This window comes from Clostridium transplantifaecale, from assembly GCF_900626075.1.
In the GTDB taxonomy this organism is placed as follows: domain Bacteria; phylum Bacillota; class Clostridia; order Lachnospirales; family Lachnospiraceae; genus Otoolea; species Otoolea transplantifaecalis.
Map to the genome: position 1 here is coordinate 107589 of NZ_UYZY01000003.1, position 11563 is coordinate 119151.

At 47.3% G+C, this 11563-nt stretch carries 12 protein-coding genes; 7 read left to right on the forward strand and 5 right to left on the reverse strand.

Translation table 11 applies throughout. The features are described 5' to 3' along the window. The first annotated feature begins 63 nt into the window (after positions 1–63). Positions 64–834 carry a threonine/serine exporter family protein gene (locus tag EJL91_RS12100; RefSeq protein ID WP_125142242.1) on the forward strand — a complete coding sequence of 257 codons (771 nt, stop codon included), beginning with the start codon at positions 64–66 and terminating at the stop codon, positions 832–834. Continuing rightward, positions 831–1259, forward strand: a complete 429-nt coding sequence (locus tag EJL91_RS12105; RefSeq protein ID WP_125142243.1) for a threonine/serine exporter family protein — start codon at positions 831–833, stop codon at positions 1257–1259. Before EJL91_RS12100 ends, EJL91_RS12105 begins: the two co-directional genes overlap by 4 nt. Here EJL91_RS12105 and EJL91_RS12110 read toward each other — a convergent pair. Then, a complete protein-coding gene (locus tag EJL91_RS12110) occupies positions 1219–2184 on the reverse strand; it encodes a DUF5688 family protein (RefSeq protein ID WP_125142244.1) in 966 nt (321 codons plus the stop codon). The two genes, EJL91_RS12105 and EJL91_RS12110, sit on opposite strands and share 41 nt — an antisense overlap. Before the next feature lie 278 nt (positions 2185–2462). Between EJL91_RS12110 and EJL91_RS12115 the strand changes: the two genes are divergently transcribed. Further along, positions 2463–2906, forward strand: a complete 444-nt coding sequence (locus EJL91_RS12115) for a GNAT family N-acetyltransferase (protein ID WP_125142245.1) — start codon at positions 2463–2465, stop codon at positions 2904–2906. 1146 nt (positions 2907–4052) lie between these two features. On the opposite strand, the gene EJL91_RS12120 is transcribed toward EJL91_RS12115, so the two are convergent. After that, the gene (locus EJL91_RS12120) at positions 4053–4994 is read right to left on the reverse strand and encodes a radical SAM protein (protein WP_125142246.1); all 942 of its coding nucleotides are present in this window, start codon (positions 4992–4994) and stop codon (positions 4053–4055) included. 211 nt (positions 4995–5205) lie between these two features. On the opposite strand from EJL91_RS12120, the gene EJL91_RS12125 reads away from it, so the two are divergent. Together EJL91_RS12125 and EJL91_RS12130 are read left to right on the forward strand one after the other, a co-directional pair. Further along, complete coding sequence (locus EJL91_RS12125) at positions 5206–5904, forward strand: AzlC family ABC transporter permease (RefSeq protein WP_125142247.1); 699 nt, start codon at positions 5206–5208, stop codon at positions 5902–5904. Next, a complete protein-coding gene (locus EJL91_RS12130) occupies positions 5901–6227 on the forward strand; it encodes a branched-chain amino acid transporter permease (RefSeq protein WP_125142248.1) in 327 nt (108 codons plus the stop codon). The genes EJL91_RS12125 and EJL91_RS12130 overlap by 4 nt, the downstream gene beginning before the upstream one ends. 77 nt (positions 6228–6304) lie before the next feature. Here EJL91_RS12130 and EJL91_RS12135 read toward each other — a convergent pair whose 3' ends face one another. Both EJL91_RS12135 and EJL91_RS12140 read right to left on the reverse strand, forming a co-directional pair. Further along, positions 6305–6523, reverse strand: a complete 219-nt coding sequence (locus tag EJL91_RS12135) for a hypothetical protein (RefSeq protein ID WP_125142249.1) — start codon at positions 6521–6523, stop codon at positions 6305–6307. 45 nt (positions 6524–6568) lie between these two features. Next, a complete protein-coding gene (locus EJL91_RS12140) occupies positions 6569–7072 on the reverse strand; it encodes a DNA-deoxyinosine glycosylase (RefSeq protein WP_125142250.1) in 504 nt (167 codons plus the stop codon). Positions 7073–7475: 403 nt separating this feature from the next. Between EJL91_RS12140 and ftsH the strand changes: the two genes are divergently transcribed. Beyond that, on the forward strand, positions 7476–9617 hold the full coding sequence (gene ftsH, locus EJL91_RS12145; protein ID WP_125142251.1) for an ATP-dependent zinc metalloprotease FtsH: 2142 nt from the start codon (positions 7476–7478) through the stop codon (positions 9615–9617). A 60-nt stretch (positions 9618–9677) separates the two neighbouring features. On the opposite strand, the gene EJL91_RS12150 is transcribed toward ftsH, so the two are convergent. Further along, positions 9678–11156 (reverse strand): DUF1846 domain-containing protein, encoded by a 1479-nt coding sequence (locus EJL91_RS12150; RefSeq protein WP_125142252.1) that lies wholly within the window; start codon positions 11154–11156, stop codon positions 9678–9680. A gap of 87 nt (positions 11157–11243) precedes the next feature. Between EJL91_RS12150 and EJL91_RS12155 the strand changes: the two genes are divergently transcribed. Further along, positions 11244–11552: a hypothetical protein gene (locus EJL91_RS12155; RefSeq protein WP_125142253.1), complete on the forward strand. Its 309-nt coding sequence runs from the start codon at positions 11244–11246 to the stop codon at positions 11550–11552. Positions 11553–11563: the final 11 nt, after the last annotated feature.

Below are 11563 nucleotides of genomic sequence, written 5' to 3' on the forward strand. Positions count from 1 at the left end.
TCGGCGGCATGAGAGTGTACGCGGTCTCGCCGTTGAAAATTACTATAAATGGGGTACCGGGAGATGGATTATCAGGAACTGATAGAGATGGCTGTGCAGGCGGGGGAAATTATGCTGGTCAGCGGAGCCGAGGTATACCGTATCGAGGATACGGTCAGCCGGATTATGAAAAAGTCCGGTTTGGAGGGGATAGAGGTTTTTGCCCTAGCAACAGGGATATTTGCAACACTTTCCGATCCATCGATCAGCGCGATCACGGTTGTTAAGAGAGTCAATAAAAGATCGACGAATTTAAACAGGGTATATCGTGTAAACAATATATCCAGAAAGTTTTGCGCCGGTGAGATGACCGTAGAAGAGGCACGGGCAGAACTGAGGGAGATCAAAACCTCCATCGAGTATGGATTTCTTCATAAGTGCATCGGTTATATCATGACATCGGCTTTTTTTGCCATTCTTTTTGAAGGAAACTGGCTGGACTGTGTGGCGGCAGGCGTCGTGGGGCTGATTTTGGCCCTGGCCGTCACGGGAGCGTCACGCCTTAAGTTTAATGATTTCTGCCAGAATGCGGCCGGTTCTTTCGCCCTGGCGGTGACGGCGCTGCTGATTCAGAAGCTGGTGTATTTTGATATGAACATCGATGCTGTAATCATCAGCGCCATCATGCCGATGGTTCCGGGCGTGACATTCACCGCGGCAATCCGCGATACGCTGAACGGGGATTACAGTTCCGGCGTAGCCAGGATAGCCGAGGCAATTGTCGTGGCTCTCGGCGTGGCGTCGGGAGTCGGTGCAGCAATGGTTGTGTTTCAGATGATTGGAGGTGCCGTATGACAGCGCTTGCAGTGCAGAGTTTGTCTGCTTTTCTTGCTATATTCGGTTTCTCCATCATCCTGGATGTGCCAAAAAAGTACCTGGTTTATGCGGGGGCGGCCGGCGGAGCGTGCTGGTTTGTCTATCTGCTGGCGCTTCAGTCGGGCCGATCCCAGATTATGGCCGCCTTTCTTTCCAGTCTGGTGGTATCCATCCTGAGCCATATTTTTGCAAGACTTTTAAAGGCTCCGGTAACGGTGTTCCTGGTGGCCGGCATCCTTCCGACCGTGCCCGGAGCGTCCGTGTACCGCTGCGTCTATTTTATGATACAGGGGCTTGCCGATCTATCTACCTATCACCTGATACAGACGATACAGATAGCGGGGGCTATGGCTCTTGCCATTTTTATTGTGGATTCTCTGTTCCGCCTGGTTCAGAAGAGCTAGAGGAGAACGGCGTGGGAGGGCAGATGCAGTTCTGTTCCCTGGAATAGTAATAAATATGATCGGAGAGACGGTCCTCCATCGGGACTTCAGAACGGTTAATATAGTAGATCATTTCATTTAATTCATCGTAAGACAGCGCTTTTTTTGATGGCGCCAGCAGAACTTCGTGGATGCTGGAGGGCAGGATGACGAGATCGTCCCCCACCTGTTCTGCGAAGTTTTTTAATACGTCCCTGTATAAAAGGCAGGCTGCGCCGTTGATTCCCCTCTCATTCGACAGGACATAGAGATCAACAGGGAAGATGTCGGCCGCTTCATCGGACAGCTCATACACACCGCCGGGCAGTTCTTCCTCGTCGATGGCCAGGATTGCATCTTCGATTGGCGTGATCCGGCAGGGCAGCAGAGTGGCCATGTTCTTTTCCGCAAAATCGGACAAATCTTCCCGGGTAACGTTCCACATACCCAGATGTTCATTGTGAATCAGCGCTGTCATCTGACCGTCGTCGCTCTCGGAGACAATGATATAGAAGACAACGGCAAGATCCAGATAGCGGAAATGAGGTACCTCCGACAGCAGGACGGCGTTATCCTCCGCATTAATGAGCTTATAAGCGATCCGCTCCCTGATTTTCTCAAAATCCTTTAACTGCTGTGCCAGCTCCGACGGCAGTCCGTTTTCCTCCTCATAAAGAAGCAGTATCTGTTCGGCAATAACGGGAAGTGAAAGACCTTCTTCCTCCTCGTCATAGTAGGAGTTCAGATAAACGGTCGGTGAGAAGGCGGAGGACGGTGAAGAAATTGACAGTCCGTCCAGAAGAAGTCCATTATTCTTCAGCACACGGCGAAGGGAGACCTCGGCCCGGCCCTCCAGTTTTTCCTGGACAAGTGAGTGGATGGTGGTGAGAAATGTTTCATAGATCATAGAAATACCTCCTGAATAGATTATTATGTCAACTGCCATGGCGGCAGATGCATGAGATGTGAAAATAGACATGAGTATGAGAACAGGAATAGAATGCCGGTAAGCAGGCATGGAGACCTGAGAATAAAGAGAAGCAAAAAATATGAGAGAAATTTACAGATGAAAATAGAAAAAAGATGCAAGCAATGATATAAAAAAGAAGCAAAGAAAATAAAAAGAATAGTAAACAGAAAATTGTATATGAAGATATAAACAGATTGAGCCGTTAGGGGGATACCATGGAAATAAAAATTGTAAAAGAGGATAAAAAACAGTTTATGGATCTGCTTTTGCTTGCCGATGAGCAGGAATCTATGATAGATAAATATCTAGAACGCGGAGAGCTTTTTGCCCTGTATGACAAAGAACTGAGAAGTATATGCGTAGTCACAGAGGAAAGCCCGGATACATGCGAACTTAAAAATATAGCAACTTATGAAGCGTGGCATGGTATGGGATATGGCAGCAGCCTCATTCAATATATTTCTACATTTTACAAAGATAAGTATAAGACTATGACTGTCGGGACGGGGGATATGCCGTCTATTCTACGGTTTTATGAAAGAAACGGTTTTCATCTTTTCCACAGGGTTCATAACTTTTTTACAGATAATTACGATCATCCCATGTACGAAGACGGGGTACAGCTTGTGGATATGGTTTACTTAAAAAAAGACTTATAACCATAGTACTACAATCAACGGAAAATAAAAGGATTACAGAATATATACGATACTACTGATTGAAGAATAGAAGAGTGCCATAAGAATTAAATGTGATGCCTGAGTATCGGAGGTTGAAATGTCCGGAGGTTTTGGAATGCATTCTCCAAACGTATTACTCATTATAGCGGAAGAAGAGAAAATTTACAAGCCGCTTTTGTAATTAATTGTGCCTCCAGGTTTTTTAGTTACTGTACTCAGGTAATGTCCTGCGCGGTGTTTTTGGGCGTGTTTTACGTGAAAATCCCGAGTTACACTTTATTGAGGCGAACCGGGGAGAGGAAAACTGGACTGTGCAGCATAAAGCGCCGTACGCGTAGGAGTCGGCAATGACACAAAAGTCTGATAATATAGTAAAAGCTGAATAATTCTGAAAATATAGACAAAATACACTATAAATAATAGAATATAATAACGTTTTTAGATATAAGTATAAAATAATAGGACAAAAACTGTAAAAAGTATTGACAAAATGCCTGCTGGTAGCTATAATAAAGACATCAAAAGAAATAAAAAATCTTTTAAAGAACCAAACCAAATCTAAGTAAAGGAGGTACGGTCCACCAAAACAGTTAAGTTCGTCTGATTTATCTTTTTAAATCAGGCATAGGAAAAACAACAACCTTTAAAAAAGAAGTAAGAAAAGAAATAAAAAGTCAAACGATAAAATCTATATAAATGTCAAAGAAAAAGAGTCGGTTTAGTAATATGACGAGAAAGTATTATTAAAAAGAAGAGTATTCGGAGAAGATAATAGATACGATATGTAAAAGAAAAGTTTGATGAATAAATAAAAAGGTTGTTGGTAAAAAATTTCATATAGATGTCACTGGTAGATGTAAGTGAGGTAAAAACCAATGGACGAGATAGTTTGAAGTGGGTATCGATGAGAAATTAAGTAATCGGTACCCACTTCTACGTTGTTTTGTTTTGCAGATTTATGTTCTGATTTTCTCGGCACGGATGTGCTTCTCATTACCATTCCCTATGTGTTCGCTTTAATTTCTATGCGGCTTTTTCTTATTGTATACTTTATGAGATTCCCTATGTCATTCCCATCCGTAGCATATCCTTGTAACTTCCTCCGGGGGCCAGCCCGCCGCCCGGCTATATTCCTTCCAGTTCAAAGGGCGGTGTATATTCTTCCTTCGCACTGCTTTTTTCCTGCATGAATCCATCGGTCAGGCCAAGTTTTATGGCGGTATCCAGCACTTTTTGATATTCATATGTCGTGATTCGCCGGTTGATTTCGGGATATTCACTGCTTCTGTAAAAGGGGGTATACTGGCTCATCAGACTGATCAGGAACTGCCCTTCCGGCAGATTCCTGCGGAGCCAGTGCATCAAATTGATGGAATCATCTTTATGTCCGGGCAGAATCATATGGCGTATGATAACGCCTTTTTTCATCAGACGGCAGGCACAGCCGGTGTCCGGATCCTGATATTCTTCGAATACAGGAGGTCCTGACAGGTGGATCATGCGGCTGACGGCCCGTGAAGCGACTTCAAAATAGTCTTCTGCCTGAGAATACTTTTTTGAAAGAACGGGACTTAAATATTTAAGATCCGGGAGCCAGATGTCGACGAACCGGGCCAGGGCGTCTATGGTTTCCAGTGTCTCATATCCGCCGCAGTTGTAGACGACAGGAATCCTCAACTTCCCTTCTACGGAGGCAAGCGCGTCGAGAACGGAGGGCAGGTATTGGGTGGCGGTCACCAGATTGATATTATGGGCGCCCTGTGCCTGAAGTTCCAGAAAAATTTCAGAAAGGCGTCCGGTGGATATTTCCCTTCCAAAACCTTCGGAACTGATCTTGTAGTTCTGGCAGAAGCAGCACCGGAGCGTACAGCCGGTGAAAAAGACGGTGCCGCTCCCGCGGATACCGCTGATGCAGGGCTCCTCCCACTGATGAAGAGCCGCCCTGGCTGCGGTGATATTTGCAGGACTCTTGCAGTAGCCCGTGTGTTTAGAACGATCGATTCCGCAGCTGCGCGGACAGAAATTGCAGGATTCATAACGGAATGAATGATTGAAGTCGGATTTCATTTTCGATACTCCTATTGACATAATTATTAATCGCAGATAAAATTAAAAACTATAATATTATTTCAGGTTATACCGGAGGGAGTCTTCTGCTCGAAAACACCTCGGGGCATAAGACATGTGAACAGTAACCACAGTATAACAGTATCAGAATGAAAAATAAAGTGTCGGGGATGAAAAGATGAACGGGGAGAATGACGAAAGAGAACATAGTATGGAAAAAGAACAGGGAAGCACGCTGCGTTATGTTTTTCCGAAGACGGTGCCTGTTATGGTCGGATACATATTTTTAGGGACGGCGTATGGAATTTTAATGAGTGTCAATGGATTCGGAGTTGGTTGGGCGCTGGCGATCAGTATTATTGTATATGCGGGGAGCCTTCAATATGTGGGGATTAATCTGCTCCTGGCTGCGGTCAGCCCGCTTGCGGCATTTCTGATGGCTCTGATGGTTAATGCGCGTCACCTTTTTTATGGAATTTCCATGCTGGGAAAGTATCAGAATATGGGGAAAGCCAAACCTTATCTGATTTTCGGGCTGACGGATGAAACGTTTTCCGTTGTATGTAATGAAAAGATTCCGGAGGGTGTCCATGAGGAAAGGGCCTACTTTCTGCTGACCTTTCTGGATCAGTGCTACTGGGTGCTGGGGACGCTCATCGGAGCGGTTGCGGGAAGCGTCATCACATTCAATACGGCAGGCCTGGATTTTGCGCTGACCGCTCTCTTTGTCGTGATATTTACGGAGCAGTGGATGTCGCAGAAAAAGCATGGCCCGGCTTTAGCAGGGGTGGCATGTTCTGTGCTCTGCCTGTGGATATTCGGGCAGGATGCATTTATCATTCCGGCGATGATTGCAATTCTTTTTGTGGTGACCGCGGGGTATAAGAGAGAGGGGAGAAGCAGAGAATGAGCGACAGTTATATTTTATGGATTGTGATTGCGATGGCGGCCGGAACGGTGATTACGAGATTTCTTCCGTTCTTACTGTTTCCCCAGGGGAAAGAGATGCCTAAATATGTGGAATATCTGGGACAGACGCTGCCTTATGCCACAATGGGGCTTTTAGTGGTGTACTGTCTGAAGGGCGTAAAACTGTTTGCCTGGCCCTTTGGCCTGCCCGAGTTTATTGCATCTGCGGTCGTTGCGGCGCTCCATGTGTGGAAGAAGAATTCTCTTTTGAGCATTGGCGCGGGAACGGTTTTGTACATGGTATTGGTTCAGGCTGTATTTTAACAGTTCCATAGAATTACAGACGGCGAAAAGAACGCATTGCGGACTTTTCGCCGTCTTTTAAAATGGTGGAGTGGAGATTAGTCTTTTTCACTCTTATTTGTTGCCCTCGGCAGAAAGTGGTAGAGCTGTTCGTAAGACGTAATCTCGCTGTCGGACTGCGGCATGGCCGGAATCAGGCCGGTGCAGTCGGTGGCGGAGCAGATATCCAGATCGAACATGGTCTCACTCTCATCGAATTCGGGGGTTTTGTCAGCGGTAACATCGGCCTTGCCGTCTGCCTTATAATTTTTTTCCATATTTCTCACCTCAGTATTATTGTGGTGAGACCGGGTAAAACTATGTCAGGAAAATAGAGGCAGATGACGATTGACGCATTCCCATGACAAAATAAGTTTTTCAAGCGATGAGGCCGCATTAGCAGGACTGGTGGAGGGAAGTTTAACGGCTTCCATCCCGGTTAAAGGGAGACAGTACTTATCATAAAGCTTCCCTGAAACGCCGCCGTTTGTATAAATCTGCTTTACAGGCGCCGTTTTAAGAATCAGGTTCAGATTGTTGGGGACGGCGTTTTTAATGGAGCTGTCGCTGGAACCTTCGATATCACAGCTCTCTATCACATCCCAGACGGCAATCCGGTTTCTGAGCAGAAATGCTTTTTTTTCTCCCACGGAGACGGGCACCGGCTCTCTGCGGATAGCCGCGAGCACAGGCCAGAAGCGGTTCCTGGGGTGCCCATAGAAAAAATGGGCTTCCCGTGATTTTACGGAAGGGAAGGAGCCGAGAATTAAAATTGCGGAACGGCTGTCGAATACGGGTTCAATGCCGTGGATCACGTGGTTTAACATAATTTACCTCATCTTTAACTGATAATAATAGAAACATATATACCGGCCGGTAATTCTGCTTTGGTTTGTCATTTATAACCCTGCAAATCCATTTTATCACAGATAAGCAGGGGGATAAAGGAAAACAGGGGAAAATTGCACCAAAAACAATTATTTTGTTTATAACATTTTAATATTTCAGTTCTTGATTTATAAGGAATGTCACACTATAATGGTATAGAATAGATCGGGCTGTCTCTGCGATAATCAAGCCATGCATATGTCTGGCGGCGGAGATGCACTCAGGCCATAAAGAGCATGGCCTGGCGTCTGCCGGACCCGGTGAGCGCTTAGAATGCGCATGAATACACCAAACGGAAGCTGTCAGGCGGACTGTAATGTCTATTCGGAATGGAGAACACATATGGATAACAACAACAACCAGAATAAGAATGGTAAGAATCCCAAGGGCGGGCAAAATTACATGGTTCTTATCATTACTATGATTTTTACATTACTCTGTGTCAGCGCGATGCATAATCTCTGGCAGCAGAGCAGGACGCAGCTTGTGCCCTACAGTGAATTTAACCAGATGTTAAAGGATGGGGAAGTGGATTCGGTTGTCGTGAGCAGCAACAAGATTCAGATTACCCCTAAGAAGGATTCCAAGAAGTATACCGGAAGCCAGAGCAAGTACGGCGGACTGATTGGAATTGAGTATTATGCAATTCCCATGTATGACCCGGATCTCCAGGTGAAGCTGGATAAGGCGGGGGTAGCCCAATATGAACAGGCGCAGGTGGACGCTACGGCCAGCATTATCGTGCTGATTCTGGAATGGGTGCTGCCGATTGGTCTGATGGTTCTTCTCCTGAACTTCATGATGCGCCGTATGGGCGGCGGCAACGGCCTGATGGGCGTCGGAAAGAGTAACGCTAAGGTCTATGTCCAGAAGGAGACGGGAGTTACATTTAAGGACGTGGCCGGTGAGGATGAGGCCAAGGAATCCCTAACCGAGATTGTAGATTTCCTCCACAATCCCGGTAAGTATACGAAGATTGGCGCAAAGCTTCCTAAGGGCGCCCTTCTTGTGGGTCCTCCCGGAACCGGTAAGACACTTCTTGCGAAGGCAGTAGCGGGCGAGGCAAAAGTACCGTTCTACTCCCTGTCGGGTTCCGACTTTGTGGAGATGTTCGTCGGCGTCGGAGCTTCCCGTGTCCGTGATTTGTTTAAACAGGCACAGCAGTCAGCACCATGTATTATTTTCATTGATGAGGTGGATGCCATTGGTAAGAGCCGTGATTCCCGCCTCGGGGGCAACGATGAGAGGGAGCAGACTCTGAACCAGCTTCTTTCCGAGATGGATGGATTTGATTCCTCCAAGGGTCTTCTTGTCATGGCGGCGACAAACCGTCCTGAGATTCTCGATCCGGCGCTTCTGCGTCCGGGCCGTTTTGACAGACGTATTATCGTGGATAAACCTGACTTAAAAGGCCGTATCAATATTTTAAAGGTTCATTCCAAAGACGTGAAGCTGGATGAATCCGTTAACTTTGAAGAAATTGCACTGGCAACTTCAGGCGCAGTGGGCGCCGACCTGGCTAATATGATGAACGAGGCGGCTATCACGGCCGTTAAGCATGGCAGACATGCGGTAGCCCAGAGCGACCTGTTTGAGGCCGTGGAGTTAGTATTAGTCGGCAAGGAGAAGAAGGACAGAATTCTCAGCAAGGAAGAGCGCCGTATCGTTTCCTACCACGAGGTGGGCCATGCGCTGGTGAGCGCCCTTCAGAAGGATGCGGAGCCGGTTCAGAAGATTACGATTGTGCCCAGGACGATGGGCGCCCTCGGTTATGTCATGCATGTTCCGGAAGAGGAGAAATACCTCAATACGGAGAAAGAGATACGCGCCATGCTGGTTGGATATCTGGCAGGACGTGCGGCGGAAGAAATCGTATTCGATACGGTTACGACCGGCGCTTCCAATGATATCGAGCAGGCTACGAGAATTGCCAGAGCCATGATTACCCAGTACGGCATGTCGAAGAAATTCGGCCTGATGGGCCTTGAAACAAGGGAAAACCAGTATCTGAACGGCCGCACCGTACTGAACTGCAGTGATGTGACGGCAGCCGAGATTGACCAGGAGGTTATGGGCATTCTAAAGGATTCCTATGAGGAGGCTAAGAGGCTTCTTCTTGAAAACAGGGATGTAATGGATAAGATTGCCGCTTTCCTGATTGAGAAGGAGACGATCACGGGTAAAGAGTTTATGCAGATTTTCCGCAAGGTGAAGGGACTTCCTGAGCCGGAGGAGAAAAAGAGCGAAGCAGCCGGCTCCGACGGCAGCGAAAGTAAAGCAGATGCAGCAGTAAGCGCTGAGACTGCCGAGATTACTGAGACAGCTAACAACTCTGAGACGGCCGGAAATACACGGCAGGCGGAAGTTTCCGACAGCCTGGAAGCGGACCGGGAGACGGGGACTGTCGTAGAAAACGGAAAGAACGAACCGGAGGCAAAGGGTTCGGACGCACCGGCGGCAGAGAATGAGACAAAAGAAATTTAAAAGAAACAGGCCTGAATGTGATTCGGGCCTGTTTCTTTGATTCGTCCTGTTTTATAAAATTTAATGGTATAGTCTGTTATGTTCATACACCGGTTCCGATGTAAGTCCGATTCCCAGCTTCTGGAAGGTTTTGATATCAACTTCCGACAGCATGACGGAGGTATGAACCTGGCAGTGTTTCAGCTTGGGAAGCTGCTCCAGGGCAATCTGCGCATTTTTGTCGGTTGCGGCACACATGGAGAGGGCAATGAGGACCTCGTCCGTGTGGAGGCGCGGGTTTTTGCTGCCGAGGTAATCGACCTTCAGCTTTTGGATCGGCTCAATAGCGGTGGGAGAAATCAGGTGCGTGCCGTGAGGGATGTTCCCCAGGGCCTTCACTGCGTTGAGCAGAAGAGCGGCGGAGGCGCCCAGCAGGTTGGATGTCTTACCGGTCTCAATCCTGCCGTCCTGCAGTTCAATGGCAGCGGCCGGAGCGCCCTCCCTCTCGGCCTCGGCCAGGGCGGCCGGAACCACCTTGCGCATATCGGTGGAAATTTTAGCCTGTTTCATCAGAAGTTCAATCTTATAAACTTCCTCTTTGCTGCCTTCTTCCTTGGCAACACGGTTCAAAGCCTGGTAGTAGCGTCGGATAATTTCCTGTTTGGAAGCTTCGCAGCAGGCTTCATCGTCAAAAATACAGTTACCGGCCATGTTAACGCCCATGTCCGTTGGAGATTTATAGGGATTATCCCCATAGATTCCCTCAAAAATAGCGCTGAGTACCGGGAAAATTTCGATATCGCGGTTATAATTAACCGTAGTCACCCCATATGCTTCTAAATGGAAGGGATCAATCATATTGACATCGTTCAAATCTGCGGTAGCAGCCTCATAAGCCAGGTTAACCGGGTGCTTAATCGGAATATTCCAGATTGGGAAGGTCTCGAATTTGGCATAACCGGCCTTGATGCCGCGTTTATTTTCATGATAAAGCTGAGACAGGCAGGTAGCCATCTTCCCGCTTCCGGGGCCGGGGGCGGTCACGATCACGAGAGGTTTGGAAGTTTCGATATAATCATTCTTACCGTACCCTTCATCGCTCACAATCAGCGGCACATTGCCGGGATAACCGTCAATTGTATAGTGGCGGTAAACACGGATTCCCATATGTTCCAGTTTCTTCTTAAACGTATCAGCGCTGGCCTGCCCGGAATAGTGGGTAATCACGACACTGCCCACATAGAGCCCTTTATCCGTAAAAGCCTGGATGAGGCGGAGTACGTCCACGTCATAAGTAATACCGAGATCAGAGCGGATCTTATTCTTCTCAATATCCGCAGCGCTGATGGCAATTACAATCTCAGCCTGATCAGCCAGCTGCAGCAGCATCCGAAGCTTACTGTCTGGGGCAAACCCCGGCAGCACCCTGGAAGCATGGAAATCATCAAACAGTTTCCCGCCAAACTCGAGATAAAGCTTATCCCCAAACTGATCAATACGCTCGCGGATGTGATCCGACTGCGTCTTCAGATATTTGTCATTGTCAAAACCTAATTTCATAACGTCCCATCCTTATCTATAAGTAATATTTAAAAATACAAACCCACCCTATTATCCTACAAAAAAGAGGATTTGAGTAGGGGGAAAATGAAAAAAGTTAAAAAAAGTGCGGAAAACGGCGGAAAAGTTATAGAAAGTGATAGAAAAATGAGTTGGGGCTGGAAAAGATGGGGGGGAGGGTGGTATAATATCCGCGTAGGCAATGAGCCGGGTGAACAGAAAAATAAGCAAGTTCCCGAACGGGAGCTCGTTCCCGTTCGGGAACTTGCTTATTTTTCTGTTCATAGGGCGAAGCCCGTGATTCAGGAAAGCAAAGCTTTCCTGAATCCCCCCGGCCCAGTAGTGAAACGCGATGCTCGTTCCCGTTCGGGAACTTGCTTATTTTTCTATTCATAGGGCGAAGCCCG

Coding starts and splice junctions, on each gene's coding strand:
- EJL91_RS12130 (WP_125142248.1), top strand. CDS start 5,901: ATGAGCGACAGTTATATTTTATGGATTGTGATTGCGATGGCGGCCGGA.
- EJL91_RS12150 (WP_125142252.1), bottom strand. CDS start 11,156: ATGAAATTAGGTTTTGACAATGACAAATATCTGAAGACGCAGTCGGAT.
- EJL91_RS12105 (WP_125142243.1), top strand. CDS start 831: ATGACAGCGCTTGCAGTGCAGAGTTTGTCTGCTTTTCTTGCTATATTC.
- ftsH (WP_125142251.1), top strand. CDS start 7,476: ATGGATAACAACAACAACCAGAATAAGAATGGTAAGAATCCCAAGGGC.
- EJL91_RS12140 (WP_125142250.1), bottom strand. CDS start 7,072: ATGTTAAACCACGTGATCCACGGCATTGAACCCGTATTCGACAGCCGT.
- EJL91_RS12120 (WP_125142246.1), bottom strand. CDS start 4,994: ATGAAATCCGACTTCAATCATTCATTCCGTTATGAATCCTGCAATTTC.
- EJL91_RS12115 (WP_125142245.1), top strand. CDS start 2,463: ATGGAAATAAAAATTGTAAAAGAGGATAAAAAACAGTTTATGGATCTG.
- EJL91_RS12155 (WP_125142253.1), top strand. CDS start 11,244: ATGAAAAAAGTTAAAAAAAGTGCGGAAAACGGCGGAAAAGTTATAGAA.
- EJL91_RS12100 (WP_125142242.1), top strand. CDS start 64: ATGGATTATCAGGAACTGATAGAGATGGCTGTGCAGGCGGGGGAAATT.
- EJL91_RS12125 (WP_125142247.1), top strand. CDS start 5,206: ATGGAAAAAGAACAGGGAAGCACGCTGCGTTATGTTTTTCCGAAGACG.
- EJL91_RS12135 (WP_125142249.1), bottom strand. CDS start 6,523: ATGGAAAAAAATTATAAGGCAGACGGCAAGGCCGATGTTACCGCTGAC.
- EJL91_RS12110 (WP_125142244.1), bottom strand. CDS start 2,184: ATGATCTATGAAACATTTCTCACCACCATCCACTCACTTGTCCAGGAA.